General features: G+C 42.0%; 14 protein-coding genes. 8 read left to right on the plus strand and 6 right to left on the minus strand.

Features of this window, described 5'->3' with window-relative positions; genetic code table 11:
• Positions 1-1,067: 1,067 nt before the first annotated feature.
• Positions 1,068-1,856 carry a hypothetical protein gene (locus tag E1163_RS25200; protein ID WP_155175613.1) on the minus strand — a complete coding sequence of 263 codons (789 nt, stop codon included), beginning with the start codon at positions 1,854-1,856 and terminating at the stop codon, positions 1,068-1,070.
• A 588-nt stretch (positions 1,857-2,444) separates the two neighbouring features.
• Here E1163_RS25200 and E1163_RS25205 point away from each other — a divergent pair.
• The 5 genes from E1163_RS25205 (at position 2,445) to E1163_RS25225 (ending at position 6,076) form a co-directional block, all read left to right on the plus strand.
• Positions 2,445-2,993 (plus strand): REP-associated tyrosine transposase, encoded by a 549-nt coding sequence (locus E1163_RS25205; RefSeq protein WP_155175615.1) that lies wholly within the window; start codon positions 2,445-2,447, stop codon positions 2,991-2,993.
• A 70-nt stretch (positions 2,994-3,063) separates the two neighbouring features.
• Complete coding sequence (locus tag E1163_RS25210) at positions 3,064-3,663, plus strand: hypothetical protein (RefSeq protein ID WP_155175617.1); 600 nt, start codon at positions 3,064-3,066, stop codon at positions 3,661-3,663.
• Complete coding sequence (locus tag E1163_RS25215; protein WP_155175619.1) at positions 3,656-3,934, plus strand: hypothetical protein; 279 nt, start codon at positions 3,656-3,658, stop codon at positions 3,932-3,934. The genes E1163_RS25210 and E1163_RS25215 overlap by 8 nt, the downstream gene beginning before the upstream one ends.
• Positions 3,935-4,070: 136 nt before the next feature.
• Positions 4,071-5,357 carry an energy transducer TonB gene (locus E1163_RS25220; RefSeq protein ID WP_185156213.1) on the plus strand — a complete coding sequence of 429 codons (1,287 nt, stop codon included), beginning with the start codon at positions 4,071-4,073 and terminating at the stop codon, positions 5,355-5,357.
• A gap of 92 nt (positions 5,358-5,449) precedes the next feature.
• Positions 5,450-6,076 carry a class I SAM-dependent methyltransferase gene (locus tag E1163_RS25225; RefSeq protein WP_155175623.1) on the plus strand — a complete coding sequence of 209 codons (627 nt, stop codon included), beginning with the start codon at positions 5,450-5,452 and terminating at the stop codon, positions 6,074-6,076.
• A 426-nt stretch (positions 6,077-6,502) separates the two neighbouring features.
• On the opposite strand, the gene E1163_RS25230 is transcribed toward E1163_RS25225, so the two are convergent.
• Both E1163_RS25230 and E1163_RS25235 read right to left on the minus strand, forming a co-directional pair.
• Positions 6,503-7,756 (minus strand): aminotransferase class V-fold PLP-dependent enzyme, encoded by a 1,254-nt coding sequence (locus E1163_RS25230; RefSeq protein ID WP_155175625.1) that lies wholly within the window; start codon positions 7,754-7,756, stop codon positions 6,503-6,505.
• An 11-nt stretch (positions 7,757-7,767) separates the two neighbouring features.
• Positions 7,768-8,145: a RidA family protein gene (locus tag E1163_RS25235; protein ID WP_155175627.1), complete on the minus strand. Its 378-nt coding sequence runs from the start codon at positions 8,143-8,145 to the stop codon at positions 7,768-7,770.
• Positions 8,146-8,258: 113 nt separating this feature from the next.
• On the opposite strand from E1163_RS25235, the gene E1163_RS25240 reads away from it, so the two are divergent.
• Positions 8,259-8,720 carry an Lrp/AsnC family transcriptional regulator gene (locus tag E1163_RS25240; RefSeq protein WP_155175629.1) on the plus strand — a complete coding sequence of 154 codons (462 nt, stop codon included), beginning with the start codon at positions 8,259-8,261 and terminating at the stop codon, positions 8,718-8,720.
• A 93-nt stretch (positions 8,721-8,813) separates the two neighbouring features.
• Here E1163_RS25240 and E1163_RS25245 read toward each other — a convergent pair whose 3' ends face one another.
• The gene (locus E1163_RS25245; RefSeq protein ID WP_155175631.1) at positions 8,814-10,379 is read right to left on the minus strand and encodes an eCIS core domain-containing protein; all 1,566 of its coding nucleotides are present in this window, start codon (positions 10,377-10,379) and stop codon (positions 8,814-8,816) included.
• Positions 10,380-10,905: 526 nt separating this feature from the next.
• Here E1163_RS25245 and E1163_RS25250 point away from each other — a divergent pair.
• Positions 10,906-13,218, plus strand: coding sequence for a type IA DNA topoisomerase (locus tag E1163_RS25250; protein ID WP_155175633.1), 2,313 nt, complete (start codon positions 10,906-10,908; stop codon positions 13,216-13,218).
• A 20-nt stretch (positions 13,219-13,238) separates the two neighbouring features.
• Here E1163_RS25250 and E1163_RS25255 read toward each other — a convergent pair whose 3' ends face one another.
• Complete coding sequence (locus E1163_RS25255) at positions 13,239-14,144, minus strand: SPL family radical SAM protein (RefSeq protein WP_155175635.1); 906 nt, start codon at positions 14,142-14,144, stop codon at positions 13,239-13,241.
• A gap of 20 nt (positions 14,145-14,164) precedes the next feature.
• Positions 14,165-16,021, minus strand: coding sequence for a 7TM diverse intracellular signaling domain-containing protein (locus E1163_RS25260; protein WP_155175637.1), 1,857 nt, complete (start codon positions 16,019-16,021; stop codon positions 14,165-14,167).
• 454 nt (positions 16,022-16,475) lie between these two features.
• On the opposite strand from E1163_RS25260, the gene E1163_RS25265 reads away from it, so the two are divergent.
• Entirely contained in the window at positions 16,476-17,411 is a 936-nt protein-coding gene (locus tag E1163_RS25265) for an NADP-dependent oxidoreductase (RefSeq protein ID WP_155175639.1), read from the plus strand.
• Positions 17,412-17,701 lie beyond the last annotated feature (290 nt).

A 17,701-nucleotide genomic window follows, 5' to 3' on the forward strand; every position in this document is an offset into this window, starting at 1 on the left:
ATCATAGAATAGTTGGTCGAGGTTGTTCATAGGTTGAAGGTTCAGGCATTGAGCAATAGATACCTGTTACCGGAAAGCGTTTCCGGCCTTAGCATATGTAAGAAGATGTGAAAGTTACCGAGGCTACCGCCTCGTAAGTCCGGTTACGTTCCGTTGTAAAAACTGATGTGCGCAGTTTCCAGGTGCCATGGATACCGGCAGCGGAATACATAGAGGTTTTAGGTGTCTGATGGTCATGGTTTGGTCGGTTATAGGTTGAATATTTTTGATGCCCCGGAGAAGGAGAAGCCACTTTTCAAAACTCCGCCATGTCCGGTAAGAGCATCAAAAACAGCAGCATATACGCCAAGGGAGATGATTTTTCCTAATTTATTTGCTGTTTGGCAGGAAGTTGTAGCTGAATGGTGATTGGGAACGATTGGGTCTGTGATTTTTTGGGGTTTTTGTTCTGTGTTTCCGCACCTACCTGGCGCAGGCGTCCGCTTGTGCCACACCCAGCAGGTAGCTATCTTAGCTCAAGGAGTAGAAAGTACAAATTCCACGATCAAAGCAAACTATACTTTGTCAGCTTTGCTACAGTCTACTGGATAGACCTATTTGTAAGGGAGGATTACAACAAAGAACTGTCGGATAATAAAATGATGGAACAACGTTTGGATTATTTGCACCTGAATCTCGTAATTGCAGATTTGTGAGTGAGCCGTCCTACTGGAAATATAGCAGTGTGATTGATCATAGTAGTGGGTAAGGGTATGTTGAATATTTTGTGTATTGAGTAAGGGCACAAGCGGACGCTTGCGCCAGAGGGCAATCTCTGGGGTAATTTATTCTATTAAAAGAGAAGGTACCCAGTTACCAAATGATTATATAATTATCTTCCTACTAGGGTAATAATAAGCCAAATCAAACCTATTAACAATCCAGCTACTCCAGCTATTAGAAAAATAGTATTCATAGGGTGAGGCCCTGCTATTGTCCAGGCAATGGCATTTAAGACCCACCCGATAAAGATTAGGCAAAATGAAAATATTATTTTGTTCCTTTTCGTCATTAAAATGATTGCTAAATTAATCGTTGGTTGGGTTAATCTTCTCGATTCTCTCAAAGGGAATAACCTTACTTTCCAAGAGTGTTTTTCTCAATTGTTCAGCATACCTATGAGCATATTGCTCTTTTTGATGTGATGGTAGTTTGAAGTAGTTGTCAAATCTAATCTCCCATTCTTCAAATGGTTCGTCCTCTGTTCCCTGTTCTTCAACTTCCTGAAGATAATGTTTGTAGTGGCCAATTTCATGTAGAAGTGTTCTGTATAGCTGGGTGTTTCTTACATTTTTAAGCTCATACTCAGCTTCGAAATATCTTTTTGTTTCAATAATTCTATGACCATCTTCTCGCAGACGTTCAAGCTCTTTCTGATCTTCAGAACTAAGCTTCTTCGACCATTTTAAATTTCGTTTATTATCAAACGCCTCTAAGATAATTGCAGGCCCCGTTTCCCCCTCGAATTCATATGTGTAAATAAGTCGCCCCCAAACCGGCGATAATGTTTCTTCTTTACGTTTCGGTTGCCTTAGAATAATCAGCTTGAGATCTGCATAATCATTGGGAGGTACATGCCTGAGTAGTTCTGCAATATCGTCTATAGTACAAGCATGTTCAGTTGATACTCGTGTGGATTCAATGACGAACTCAAACCGGTTTCCATTTATCGTTCGGCTAACTTTTTGATAGTTTGTTAGTCGTTCGTAAAACGTTTTATTTGTGTTGGCAGGTGAGGGAATGGTTAGTTCATTGTTCTGACCATGTCCCTGTTTATTAGTACCAATATTCTTATTTCTTCTTGTAGGATTGTACATGGTTCAACAATTACTTTCCAAACGTTCTTAGAATGTGGAGGTGGTCAACCAATGTGAAGAACGCAAGCCGTAAAGATATTAAAAAAGAGTAGGTTTTCCTCTGGCGTAAGTGTCCGCTTGTGCCAGACCGGGTGGGTCGCTATCTTAGCTGAATGAGCAGAAAGTGCAAGTTCCGAGACTATTTGGTTGACACAATATCAACAATATGAAATTCGATTACTATGTTGTTTGAGGTAATTAACTTTATTACAGGCATCTGCTTTGTGATACTGGCGATAGTGTATTTCTATAAAATTTTGTTGCATCTAGAGTTTCTGAAGAACATAAATGGAGGAAAATTGACGGTATTCGAAATGCGTCGGAGAGCGGGAGAAATCAAATATGAGGACAGTGATACAAACACGAGAGCTGATTCTGAGGCAAAAAGTAAGATAAACAGGATATTAACCTTGTTAAGAATTACACTAATGATTTTTTTAGTTTTATTATTGATTCGTTTACTGCTCATAAGCTTCTGGCAATACGTTTGACCTACTCTGGCGCAAGCGTCCGCTTGTGCCGCATCCGGCAGGTAACTATCTTAGCTCAATGAGTAGAAAGTACAAATTCCAGGACCAAAGCAAACTATACTTTGTGAGCTTTGCTACAGTCTACTGGATAGACCTATTTGTAAGGGAAGATTACAACAATATTTTGATAGAAAGCTTAAAGTATTGTCAAAAAGAAAAAGGGCTTGAAATCTATGCATGGTGCATTATGCCAAGTCATGTTCACTTGATCATAGGGACAGAAGACAAGCCTATGCAGGACATATTGAGAGACTTCAAAAGCTTTACGTCGCGTAAATTAAAAAAGGAAATTCAAAACCATCCTTCGGAAAGCAGGCGGGAATGGATAAAATGGATGATGGAGCGTGCAGGAAACAAAAACGGCAACAACAACGGTTGGCAGCTTTGGCAGCAGCACAACCATCCTATAGAGCTGTCAGATAATAAAATGATGGAACAACGTTTGAATTATTTGCACATGAACCCCGTAGTTGCAGGGTTTGTGAGTGAGCCGTCATACTGGAAATATAGCAGTGCGCTTGATTATAGTGGTGGCAAGGGTCTGTTGAATATTTTGTTTATTGAATAAGGGCACAAGCGGACGCTTGCGCCAGAAAGTGAGTTTGAAATTGAATGCTCTAATTTGGGCTTAAAGCTTTATGGATATAGGTAAACCAAGCAGGTCATATAGAATGCACCAGGCACAAGAACTACTGAAACACAAATTCCATCAAAATGTTGTCAAAAGTCTGGCTTCTAAACTGGATATTCCACATTTAAGATCAGGAAATGCTACCATAAGAGATAATAGGGGATGGAGAATAAATGAAAAATCTATTGAATACTGTTGGTTAATTGGCATATCCAAGTCCTTTGTAGGTTGGTGTTGGTTATATTCTATAAAATTTAATCAAAACTCTTTTAGGAAAATTCATAATCCTGATGAGCTAACACAAGGGATTTTTACCGTTGATAAAGAAGGGAAAATTGGAGAGTTTTATCAGAAGCATCGACCTCAAGATTACGCCGATAAGATAAGAAGATTGACATCATATGATCTGTTTGATGCGAATAGAGGGCTGACCCTGGATGGCATTGGATATGAATATCTTGTTTTTGCTCCAAATGCCGAAATAAAAATTTCCCTTAATAATCCGAATTCAGAAAACTGGAAAGTTTGGGAAAATGAGGTTTGGAGAGTTGGAAGGGAGTTATCGCTGAATTCTGGCATTCAGGTATCAAAGGAACTGTTTGAATAAAGGCACAAGCGGACGCTTGCGCCAGAGAGTGAGTGAAAAGGATATAAAAAAAATATCAGAGCAGATAGAAAACTCGAAATTTTATAATGCCAAAGATGATTACAGTAATTCAATTTATGACTCTTTGACGACTTATAATTTAAAAGGCTATTGGGTCTTAGATAAAAACGTCTATGAATTTTATCAAGCAGTAGAGCAGTGGAAAGAAACAACTACCATCCAAATCGATCGATTAGAAAGGACAATTGAAGTAAATCTAACGCATTTATAAGCCCCATAAACTATCAGTAGGAGTAAAGAGGATTTTGTTCGGATATGCAGCCAGGGGAGCGCCAGAGAGTGTAATAATATCCTTTACGGGGTGCAATTAGTTACGAATGCCATTATATTTACCTAGAAAAAATTCGATGCGAAACAATTCTTTCTTTTTAGTATTCACAATTATTACAATTTTACTATCGGGCTTAAAAGCCCATGCTCAGAATGGACAATCCATTATTACTAAAGAACGTAATCTGTTCATTGACTCTATCACCTTGCTATTATTCGATAAAGAGCCAATCCGGCCCAATCACGCCTTTGGGATTGGCGAAGAGCTGTATCTGAATTTACACAATGTCAGGGGTCTAACGGTGAAAGATGACCAGAGTCACTTTGGGATCAAAATAGATATCTCTACCGCTTTGGATGAAAAATCTAAAGTTACATTCGAGCATTATGCTAATGATTTTCAATTCACCCCGGATTCAGAAAGTATAATACTCTACTTTCCGCTGATCTTTGATAATAAATTTTCCCCGGGAGTTAATTATTCTGCCCAGGTTCATTGCTATGATTACAACGACCCCAAAAGGAGTATTGATATCCGGTTTGACTTCACAATAGACCCAAAATTTAGTTTAAAAAAACTAGAAACAACATCCAACGAGCTTGGTCTCACCTACGTATCATCATATTTTTCTTTAGATCCGGCATTGCCCAGCCATACCAATGTTTTTCAATACAATGAGGAAGGGCCTTATAAAGTATATTATTTTTTAAATGAAATAGATGATGCAACAAAGCCCACAAATGCAACTGCCAATTTATTTCTGGTATACTATGGCGATCACAATCAATTTACCGGCAATTACCTGGTTTTTAAACTGGGATCAGACATACGCATTGAAGGAGAACACTTTGATGTTAACGCATCTTTTAAAGTTGGCAACACCAGGTACCGTGCTATTGGAAAAGGTAGTTATGCTATCGTGACAATCATTACCGACAACGTCGGAAGCAATAAACTTGTAACTGTTGATAATTTCTATGTTGTTGATCAGGACTCGGTTGAAAATAATATTGATTTTACAGATATCTACGATAAAAAGCACATTGATCTACCAGATAATGGAGAAGCAGAATTATTTGGCAATCCCCCAGGTGAATTTAAAAGGTATTTGAAATTTCATTTAGCCAATTTGATTGAAGATACAGAGTATATCACTAACGAAAAGATCAAAGTTGGCTTCACAGTAGATCCTACAGGGCAAATAACACGGGTTAACGTTGTTGATTGTAAAGATGAATGGCTGAAAGAACAAATTATAAAGATTGCCGAAGGGTGTCCGAAGTGGCGTCCACAAACAGTAAATGGGCAAGCTGTTTCCAGTAATTATCTTATATCTACTACTTTAAATTTGTCCTTTGACTGATTTTTGGAGATCCGCAAAAATTTGTGCAAGATAAACAGGCGCTTATGAAGATAACAGGATACCTTTAGCATCAAATTCAACAGCAAACCCGTATGACAGAATTTTGGGAGTCAAGTTTCAGGGACAAGCAGACCATGTGGGGATTTGAACCGGCTGACTCTGCTATTGAGACGGCCAGTTTATTTCAGCATCACGGACTTAAAAAAGTACTGATCCCTGGATTTGGCTATGGCAGAAATGCTCAAATTTTCATTGACAGCGGCTGTGATGTCACCGGAATAGAAATTTCGGAAACGGCCATTGATCTTGCCAGAAAGCACTATGGTGATAACATCAAAGTGTTCCATGGGTCAGTAAGTGCAATGCCATTTGACGAAGAAAGCTGCGATGGCATTTTCTGCTACGCCTTAATCCATTTGCTGGACGAAAAAGAAAGGGCAAAATTAATCAGCGATTGCTACAATCAGCTTAGGCCTGGTGGTTACATGGTTTTTGTAACCATCTCCACCAACGACAACGCCTACGGCAATGGTGAACGCTTAAGCAAAGACCGGTTTTTAACAAGGCATGGCGTTAATTTATTCTTTTATAATCAAGAGTCCATAACATCCGAATTCGGAGAATATGGACTGCTGGAAACAAAAGAAATAGAGGAACCCGCCAAGAATGTAGAGAACAGGCCTGCCCAGCAGTTTTGGCAGGTTGTGTGTAAGAAATGAGGTGTATCATAGCTCAGAGCCTTTTTCATAAACGTATTTATTAAACTAAAAACTTCATCCATACTACTCACTAATCCCCCTTTGAAGGGGGCAGGGGGATGTTCTCCATCATGATAGATCAGCTAATTAAGAATGAGAGAGAAGCTGCATTTACACCCTCTGCCTGCGGCATCTCCCTCAAGGGAGAAGTGAGTACGATGGGAAATAACAGCATATTATTCCAGAGGCACAATCTTTAATTATGGCAGGAGACCATTGCCGGGAGAGGCGATACTCAGCAAGGTGGAATCTCTGCTTTAAGGCCGTTACCCTCCGCCAGTGTTACCGAACAGTCAAGCTTTACCAAACTTTTAGAAAGTTTAGTAAAGCCGTCATTAGTTCTGTTTGTACCCACTACTGGTTCAAGATGCAACTACTGAGGTAGACTTACCTGATGATCTCGCTAAGGCTATCAACAAATACATCCAGCTCATCCAGTGTATTATAGTAATGGGGGGAAGCCCTAACTGCCCAACTGACTCCTTTTTCATCAAAATCAAAAATGCCAAATTCACGGTAGCTCGGCACTACGTTTATTTTCCTTTTCAGCAGCTCACTTACAATAGTTTGTGGGTTACCATTTTTAACTGTAAATGTCACCAGACCTCCCAATGCAGGGCCACGATCCAAAACCCGGATTCGGTCTGTTTCTATCTCCTGAAGTTTTTGTCTTAGTATTTGAGAGAGGAGCCTTACCTGTTGCTCAATTCTTTCTTCTCCTATATTCCGGCAATATTCAATGGCTGCTTTGGTTCCGATTACCGTGGAGTAGGCAAACTCCCAATCCTCATAGCGTATCGCATCGGGCTGTTGCTTGTAGGTATTGTGTTCAGTCCATGTGGCGCCACGCATATCGATAAACATGGGTTCCAGACCAGCATCAAGTGCCTCATCAGAAATGTATAAAGCCCCGGTACCGCGCGGGCCTCTCAAAAATTTCCGGCATGTCATGCTCAAAAAGTGGCACCGGAGCTTCTGCACATCCAGCTTCATTTGTCCGGCCGACTGGCAGGCATCCAAAATATACCAAGTGGTATGGTTGCTCTCTTTTAGATAGTTACTGAATATTTCTGCAATTTCATCTACAGGCTGGACCAGTCCGGAATTGGTTGGGATATGTGTTATCGCCAGTAGCCTGGGGTGGTATTTTTTTAGCTTTTCGCCCAAATCCTGCAAATCTACCCCACCCCCTGGGCTATTGTTGATATGAACAACCTTAACCCCTAGCCGCTTTTGCAGAGAAAGGAACTGGATCTGATTGGAAACAAAATCGTCTTTATCCGTGAGTATCACATCTCCGGATTCAAAGGGAATAGAAGACAATGCCCTCGTATAGGCATCCGTGGCACTGGCTGTGAAGGCGATATTTCGGGGTGAGCAATTTAGTAGCAGGGCAGTTTGAGTGTAAAATTCTTTTACCGCATCTGCCTGTAAAGCTGAGGCCTCGTAACCACCTATTTCTGCCTCCAGTGCTATATGATCAAGCTGGGCCTGGGTAACGATATCCGGCATTAATCCCGCTCCTGCATTATTCAGGTGCACCACGCGACTACAGCCTTTTGTTTCATTTCTGAACTTTTGTACTTCTTCTACTGAAAATGAACTTCCTGCCGGAAGTATAATCTTTTGATCTGAACTCATAAATGTCATATTTAATTGATTTCCGCGATTAATTCTATTTCTACCAGGGCATTCAGGGGCAGCCCTTTGACTGCTACAGTGCTGCGGGCTGGCTTATGTCCATTAAAGCATATCTCATATGTCTCGTTCATTTCGGGGAATAACTGCATATCAGATAAAAACACATTGGTTTTAATCACATGATGTAAGGTGAGACCGGCCTCGTTCAAAACTGCCTCAAGGTTTTTGATCACCCTTTGGGTCTGCGTCTGAATGTCATTTCCTTCAATTTCCATGGTCTGCGGATTTATTGGAGTCTGGCCCGAACAAAACAAAAGATTTCCGGAGCGTATTGCCTGGGCATATGGCCCGATTGCTTTTGGGGTTTTAGTGCTATGAATGCTTTCCATACGTAAATGTTTATGTGAAGCGCAAAATTAAAGGCGCCTGACAGATTAAACCGGGCAGATATGGCGTTGAAATGCATATTTTACCCTATTATTGACAGGTAAATAAATAAATTATGCGTATGCTGGATGAGTACGATAGAGGGATATTAAGATTGCTGCAACAAAACAATAAGCTAACCGCCGAGGAAATAAGTGTAGAGGTCAATTTAAGTCAAAGTGCCGTTCAACGCAGGATAGCGAAACTTAGAAAGGAAAAAATCATTGAAGCCGATGTATCCATTATTTCCCCTAAGGCCGTAGGTGTTGGGATTACCTGCGTAGTGGATGTGGTACTTCACGAGGGGAGCTCAAAGGCCATCGATAAATTCAAGGCGAGCATACAGCAGTGCGTAGAAGTTTCCCAATGCTATTATGTTACGGGCACTTATGATTTTGTGCTGATCGTCAATGTAAAGGACATGCAGCACTTTGAAGAGTTCTCTAAAAGGCAGCTAATGGATAATCCTAATTTAAAGCACTTCTATACCCATGTAGTTATGGACAAAGTTAAGGTCAGCTATGGTGTTGATATTTGAAAAATTGAATATACAAAGCCTTTTACTTTTTAATGAAATGCAGAGCCCTCCCGAGGTTCGTGAGAGGCTCTGCTGAGAATGAGACTATTACCATTAATGTTCGTAGGTAGTTGATCTTTCTATCAGCGATCCCGCTCTTACAACCATTTGCCCAGAGGCAGACATTTTATCATCCGCCTGTTTGTACCACTCATAACTGACCTCTCTGAGCAAGTCTATATCTTTGCGGTTGTTAATGGTAATTGTACCGTCACCATTCTTCAGATCTTTAATCACGCTTTTTACAACACGTTGATATCCTTTATTGACACTTAAATATGCGTCCTTGGCAATATATTTTTTGATTTTGGTCATTTGCTGTAGCATCTTTTGCTGTTTTTGAGGAGTAGGTGGGGTAAACTTGGTGGCATTCTGATCCTCATCAAAGAAACGAAGTATGTCGTATAAAGCATGGCCTCCCGAATCTTTCAGGTCTTGCATGGCTTTCACATTCATCTGTAGCTCTACGTTATGGTTCAGAAACGGGAATATGAGCTTAACATCGGTATATCCCGAACCAACGCCCTTATTTTTGATCTCACGTTCGTCTTTAACATCGAGCAGTCCTTGCTTTACTACAGCATTGTAGTCTTTTTTAAAACTTTTTATGGCATTGTTCATGTCCTTGTAGCTTTTGAAGATCATGGTAGCGCGCACAAGGTCATTAAGCCGGCTGGCATCGCCTTTATATTTCATGTCAACTTTCTTTGCAGCACGGGGTCGTTTTTTAAGTCCTTCCGGTACTTTTGCTTCTATGGCTCCATACTGCTTTCCCAGCTTTTTAATTTCTTTTTCAAAGTGCTGGTGCACCAGCTCCGCCCTGTCATATAGCTGATCCATATCATGTGTGTTTTGGTGCATCTTGCCTTTTTTATCCTTCGTAACCTGATCTCTATGCAGGTGATGGATAATATCTATAGCCTGGTCTTTATTCAGTTGCTTTAAGTTCTTCCCTGCGTGTTTTTCAATAATGGACCAAGCTTTGCCCTTATCGATATCATTATTGTTTACATCCTTGTAGAAGGATCCCGATTTATCAAATAGGTCTTGATCTGTAACCTGCTGGTCAAACTCATCTTTGGTAATTCTTTGCACTGGAGATGTTGAACTGGCCACGCTACCCTTTTGAAATGATTTCCCCTCTACAGCACTCTCAGTATTAAGGGCTTTGGCCCCCATAACGTCTGCCTCTTTTTCCAGTCCTGCATTATTGTTGATACCTACACCTTTTAGCTGGGTAGTAGCTTGCACCCGACCCTGTTTTTGCTGTACCACATGCCAGGCTTCATGTGGCAAATGCTGCTCTTGCCCTGAGGCCAGATGTATATCCGTACCCTGTGCATAAGCATGTGCCTGTAACTGGGCAGGCTTATCAGAGTTGTAGTGCACTTTAACATCATCCATAGAGTGACCGGAAAGATTTTCAATCCCTGATTTAAGGTTATCAGGCAAGCCTGTATTATTGTTCTTGCTGACTGTCTGCCGTTGAACAGGTAAACCGGCCTGACCTAAGCTCGACCGGTCGAGACTATTTTTGCTTCCCATGTCATTGTCCAAACTACTTTTGTTACCTGCCAGTCGATTTCCTGGTGTGTTACTGCTCGATAAATTGTCCTTCATTTTTTTGGTTTTGGCCCACAAACGGTTCGTCCGTTCAGCCTGGTTGATTTTTTATAAGTCTTACTTTAGGTTAGCCTTGGTTTTATGGCTTGTTATTGAAACAGGTGAAGAGAACTATCTTACAGTGTCGTTCGGAATTTTTTTAAGGAATGGAAAATGCAAGGGCTTAGAAGGTACTTACTCAACCATGAAGATATTTCCATAAATGAATGACACCCTTATGGAGCTTCACTACATGAACCTGGAGGCACCTTACTTTTTACTATTCAATCCGTTGACCTTCTCTAATTACTGATTACCGTTTACTTTCCAAACCGACAGCATTGCCTACTACTTTTGCCGATTGCCAACTTATCACAGGTTATCCTGTCCACTAACTAACCCCACAAACCCTTCCGCTGTAAAATAGATTTTGTATTTTCGCCAGTTGATTTGCCAGTGAGCATTGAGCACAAGCGTGTCAATAAATGATTAGAGCTTAGCCGCTTAGCCTCAATGCTGAATACTAAATTCTCAATACTAAAATATGAAGGTCTGTATTGCCGAGAAACCAAGTGTAGCCAGGGAAATAGCGCAGGTAATAGGAGCTAACGCTCGAAAAGAAGGGTACTTTGAAGGCAATGGCTATCAGGTTACGTGGACTTTCGGGCACTTTTGCACGCTGTATGCCCCGGAAGATTACCAGCCGCACTGGAAGCGGTGGGATTTGAACACGCTGCCTATGCTGCCCGAGCGCTTCGAAACCAAGCTCATGAAGGATGGCGGGGTAAAGAAGCAGTTCAGTGTAATCAAAAAACTGTTACAAAAAGCCACGGTAGTCATCAACTGTGGTGATGCCGGCCAGGAAGGTGAGCTGATACAGCGGTGGGTAATCAAAGAAGCAAAGTATGAAGGGGAGGTGCAGCGCCTCTGGATATCATCGCTTACTACCGAAGCCATCAAGTCCGGATTTGAAAAACTGAGGCCGGCACAGGAATTTGATAACCTCTTCTATGCCGGAAGCTCACGGGCCATTGGCGATTGGCTGCTTGGTATGAATGCCACCCGGCTCTATACACTTAAATATGGTGGCTTTAAGCAGGTACTATCCATCGGGCGCGTACAAACGCCTACTTTGGCCATGTTGGTGAACCGGCACTATGAAATAGAAAACTTTGTGCCTCAACCCTACTGGGAGCTGCAAACCATTTACAGGGAAACCAAATTTAACAATACCACGGGTAAGTTCTTTTCCAAAGAAGAAGGAGAAGAGCTTCTCAACAAGGTAACAGGGAAAGACCTTGTCATTACCGGAGTTGAGAAAAAAGACGGGAAGGAGTATGCTCCCAAGCTGTTTGATCTCACCAGTTTGCAGGTTTACTGCAACAATAAATTTGGTTTTACTGCCGAGGTGACTTTAAAGTTGATTCAAGGCCTTTATGAGAAAAAGGTAGTGACATACCCCAGGGTAGATACTACGTTTCTACCCAATGATATGTACCCTAAAATACCTGGAATACTTCAGGGGCTGTCAAATTACGCCAATTACACTGCACCTATCCTCGGCAAAAAGATCAGGAAGTCAACCAAGGTATTTAATGATAATAAGGTAACGGATCACCATGCGATCATCCCTACAGGGGAGCAGAAGCCATTGAGCCCTGATGAACAAAAGGTATATGACATCATTACCAGGCGCTTCATCGCTGTATTCTACCCAGATTGTAAAGTAGCCAAAACGGAGGTGAATGCAGAGGTGGAAGGGGTCAAATTTGTAGCCCGAGGTAAGGAGATACTGGACGAAGGATGGCGTGCGCTGTTCCCGAAGGAGAACAAGAAAAACTCTTCTGATGACGATGATGAGAATAATGAGGATGACGAGGGGATTCTTCCTTCATTCGAAAAAGGAGAAAGTGGCCCTCACGAACCTTCATTTGTTGAAAAAACTACCAAACCTCCCAAAAACTACACAGAAGCATCGCTGCTACGGGCTATGGAAACTGCCGGAAAGCAGGTAGATGACGAAGAACTGCGCGACCTGATGAAGGCCAACGGCATAGGCAGGCCATCTACAAGGGCAAGTATTATTGAAACCCTGTTTAAAAGAAAATACACGCAACGAAGGAAAAAGCAGGTGGTGCCTACGGAGATGGGTATACAGCTTATCAATACCATACGAAATAAACAGTTAAAATCGGCCGAGCTCACCGGGCATTGGGAAAAGAAGCTGAAGGAGATAGAGCAAGGCGAATTTGGGGCAGGGCAATTTATAGCCAACATGAAGAAGATGGTGGATGACCTGGTATCGGAAGTGCGTCAGGAAACCGGTAAGCCTATAGTAGCCCCACCAAAAGCTGGCGCTAATAAAAAAGCGACCAAAAAGAAGGCCACCAAGGAAATGAAATGTCCGAAATGCTCCTCCGGGAATATGCTTAAGGGTAAGAGCAGCTATGGGTGTAGTGAATGGAAAGCCGGCTGCAACATGCGCATACCCTTCGAATTTATGGGCAAAAAGTTTACCGACAAGCAGGTACAAAGACTGTTGGATAAAAAGGCAACCACCAAACTCAAGGGTTTTGTGCTCAATGGTGAAAAAGTAGAGGGGGTGGTGAAGCTGACAGAAACCTTTGAACTGGAATTGGAGAGTAAAGCCAAGCCAAAGGCATCCAAAGCGGCTACTAACGGTATGCCTGCGTGCCCCAAGTGTGGCAAAGGTCCTTTAATAAAAGGGAAGACAGCCTATGGTTGCAGCCAGTGGAAAGCAGGTTGTGATTTCCGGTACTCTTTTGCCGATATAAAGGCAAAAGCCAATGGACGCCCATTGACCAAAGAGCTGGTCTTGCAGATCATTTCGTCATAGCTTTAAAGGGTTGGAAAAGGTCAGTCAGGCTTATCTATAGCCGTTATGCTGCCAGGTATTTTATATTCCTCGCAAAGCTCTTTCATCTTTTTTGCAAAGGCCTTTTGATAATAGGGAGGCATCTGATAACCCTCTTGAAAAAAGCGGATATACCTCTCTTCAAGCTGCGGAAAATGTGCTCTGATGGCTTTCATCACCAGGGTTTTGCTATCGGCGGAGCCATTGCCAAACAAAGTCAGTGTAGCCGGAAGTATATAGCTAACGTTTAAAGCTTTAAATATAGAGAAAAACAATGTCAGGTTTTCTGAGGTATCAGAAATGAAGGGAAGCAAGGGCATCAGGCTTACTCCGGTATGAAAACCATCCCTTATTGCTTTTTCGAGTGCTTTCAGTCGTTTGGCCGGCTTGGTAGCACCTTTTTCAAATATACCGGCCACTTTTTCATCCAATGTTGAAAATGAAAATGATATAAGGGTTCCTCGTCCGGGAGATGATTGCAGATCATGAGGAAGTATGGCATTTTGGTCTATCTTGTGCAGCAAGTCGAAGTCACGCTCTATCAGGTCTGATTTGGTAATAATATGTACAGGGAACCGGTGCCTGGCGATTACCTCAAGAGCTTGCCGGGTGAGTTCATACTTCTTCTCCACCTGAAGGTAAGGGTCAGTGGCCGAGGAAAGTACAATATAGCCATACTGACCTTTTTTTGCCCTGTTGGATAACTGCTTGTCCAGCACTTCAATGGCATTGGTTTTTACAGAAAGACTTTGTTCAAGGTTGGTGCCGTACTTGCTACCCCTGATATAACAGTACAGACAGTTGAAAGAGCAACTGCTATACAGATTGACTGTATAATCGTCGAGAAACCAACTGTCACGCTTTTGGGTTTTATTCAGTACCGATTTAACTTCTATTTCCTTTGGCATAGGTTTTTTGAAGCTGACTGTCAATCTCCCAGGTGGGCAGAAAACAGGTCATGGATCAGGACACTTTTACCCTCATTTTCAGCCGTATCATATACACTTTCTATTTTCTTTTTAAAGTTCCAGATCGTATTCCGACGCAAGTCCAGGATCTCCGAGAGCTCGTCAAGTGTATAGGAGTTTTGACGGTTATTGGTAATATATAAAATGTAGAAAGCTTTTTCGATCGGAAACTTGATGCGGTGAAAAACTGTGTTGCTCGTTACCGACTCATCGTACCCGCATTTGGAGCACCTGCGTGAAAATTTGGTATGCCCGGGTGAGTATTTGTTGTTTCCGCACTTGCTGCATTCATAGCCTTCCGACCACTTCAGCCTTTCCAGAAACTTAAAACAACTAATAGGGTCCGGAAATATTTTGTTGAATTGCTCCAGCGTCAGATTCTTATTGACCAGGCGGTCCTGCAATATCTCTTTGATATTGTTTTTGAGCTTCCAGTTATCGAGGTCAAGCATCGAATTGATCTTGTTGATCTCCTTGGCCTGCTCGATCATTTTGTTGTTAGCCTCTTCCAACTGCAGGTTCTTCTCCTGCAACTGGGTAGTGCGCCTGGCCACGAGGTCTTCCAGTTCACGGTTGACTTTATCTTTAAGCTTAACATTTTCCTGATGCTGAATGATAATCCTTTTCAGCGCACGGTCACGATTGTCCTTCAATATCCTCACCCTGTCACTCAGGGCGAAGGTAAGGAATAGCATTTCAAGCAGGAAGCCGATATGCAGGCTGTAGTAGGAAATGATCCCGAAAGGAACAATAGAAAGGTTCAACAAAGCCTTGAACAGAAAGCCCAGGAAGAGTATGCCATAGGCCATAACGAAGAAACGTGCTGGCTTGTAACCTCTGATCAGTACATGTATACCGGCATAAAATATCAGGGACAGGGGGATGATCTCGATATTTCGCCATTCGAACAAAGTCTGGTCAAAAACAAGGGCGTACACAAATAGCACTGACCTCATAATCAGTATCACATTGATGATACGGTGAAGCTTTCGTGCCCTTCTTTTTGTATTCAGGAAACGCTGGCCGAAGATAACTGCCCAAAATATCAACGAAAAAAGCGCCGCACCATAAGCTATCTGGTTCCATGCAGGCCAGCCAGGCCACAAATACTGATAAGCTATGCCGTCCACACACATGGCATAGACGCCTACGCTCAAAATATAGAAAGTATAATAAAGGTATTTCACTTCTCTGATGGCCGAAAAGATCAGCAGGTTGTACAAACTGATGATCAGGATCATGCCATAGAAGATGCCATACAGAAAGTACTCATTGAGAGCATAGTATATAAAACGATCAATGGTACGTACCGCAATCCGGATATCAGCATAGGCATGGGACCTTATCTTAAAGTAGAAGGTTTGCAGACCACTCAGGTTAGAGTTTATGGGTATTTCAAAGTTTTTATGCTGGAAAGGCTTTTGATCAAAGTCATACATATCTCCCATGACCAGTTTTTTGAAACCTCCGTTAGGCAGTGGAATGTACGCCTCCACATGGTCGATGGACTGATCGTAAAACTCCAGTAGCCAATGCTCATCGTGATGTTCAGGAATTCTCAGCGTTAACTTTACCCAATAAGCCGAAGCCGTGTTATAATCCTTGGGAGTAAAGTCAGGCTTCATATAAAAAAGGCGCGGATTCCTTCTTACCTGGTCAAAACCAACATTATTCAGTGGGTCTTCATAAATCTGAAGCTGATTGATCGGGATGATCTGCTCATCTACTTCGGGGTTCAGGGCAATAATTTGCCCGGTAACTGCTAAGCTCGCAGGAAATATCAGTAAAAAAAATAATAAAAATCTGGCTATCTGCATTACAACTCTCTCAAAACCACCCTTGAAGATAAGTAATTTTGGGAATTGTTGAGGGGTTGGGGGTATGTACGCTGGCTAAGTTATCGGTGACCGGTAATCGGGAACTTGAACTTCAATGACTAAGTTGAAAGACCGGAGTCGGATGATTTTGGTGGGTTGATAGTCGGTGGAGCGTTAGAAAATTGGAATATTTCTATGAGATTACTATCCCCTTGAGGAGATTATAGGGGTGTTTTTAAGCCGATAAACAGTAATTAGGACACTGTTTTTCACAATAAAGTTTTTGTTAAAACCGGACTCTAATTAGGGAAGTTCAAAACTGTTAACGGTGAACTTTAAATTTGAATAAATTGCAGGTTAATCATAACCATACCAAACGCAAGCCTGTTAATATTCTGGTGCGATATATCTGTTCGCACCTCCTTGTTACAACTAACTATTAAACAATTATTCTATGGAAGCTGCAATATTAGAAGAGTTTGGAAGCAAATTGTCTGTAAAAGATCAACCGGTGCCGGAACCAAAGGAAGGGGAAGTGCTCGTGAAAGTTAAAGCCTCCGGAGTAAACCCTGTGGATGCGAAACTGGCTCAGGGATATATGAAAGACCGGCTGCCCCATGAATTTCCGCTGATTCTGGGATGGGACATGGCCGGTGTGATTGAAAAAAGAGGCCATGGGGCCAGAAGGTTTAGTGTTGGTGATGAAGTGTTTGCATATGCCCGAAGGCCTGAGCTGAATAACCACGGTACATTTGCAGATTATATTTCCGTTCCTGAAAGCTACCTGGCAAAAAAGCCGATAAATATCAGCTTTGAGGAGGCCGGAGCTGTACCTTTGGCCGGGCTTACTGCCTACCAGTGCCTTTTTGAAGCAGGAAAGGTTAAGCTTGATGATACCGTAATGATCCTGGGGGCATCTGGAGGAGTTGGTTCTTTTGCCGTGCAAATGGCCAAATATGAAGGAGCACAGGTGGTGGCTGTTGCCAGTAAGGACAACCATGATTACCTCAGGGAACTGGGAGCCGACCATTGCCTAGACTATAAATCCCAGAAAATAGAAGAAGTTATATGGGATATTATTCCGGATGGTGTCGACCTCGTGTTTGATGCCGTGGGTGGAGATACCACCTTGCAGGGTGCTCGTAGTTTAAAAGAAGGTGGTAGACTGGTATCCATTACCAATCAGGGAGATGGCCTGCCCGATCATATTGACTTTCATTTCATATTTACAGAACCCAATGCACGCCAACTGGACCATATCAGGGAAATGGTTGAAGCGGGCACACTAAAAGTCAACATTACCAAAGAATACAGCCTGAATAATATCAATGATGCTTTTGAACAAATAGAAACCGGACATACAACAGGAAAAATTATCGTTAAAATGTAGGTTATAGCATTAATGACGGTAAAAAGGAGAGTTTCGATGCCGGAAGCTCTCCTTTTTTATTTGCTATTCAGCAACATCAAAGGGCATATGTTTTGCATTTCAAGCTTGAGGAAAACCAGACAATTATTGAGTGTAGGAGCGTTGAGTAGCATTTTTTCTTCTTAACTTTAATAAACAATCCCAAAACTCACATTCAAACTATATCAGGCAATCCGCTACCGTGTGGATTTTCAGAGGCACACTGAGGCGGTTTTTACCTGCGTGCGGTGCTGTAAGCTCTGATATGCAGA

Source organism: Fulvivirga kasyanovii (genome assembly GCF_009711405.1).
GTDB lineage: Bacteria > Bacteroidota > Bacteroidia > Cytophagales > Cyclobacteriaceae > Fulvivirga > Fulvivirga kasyanovii.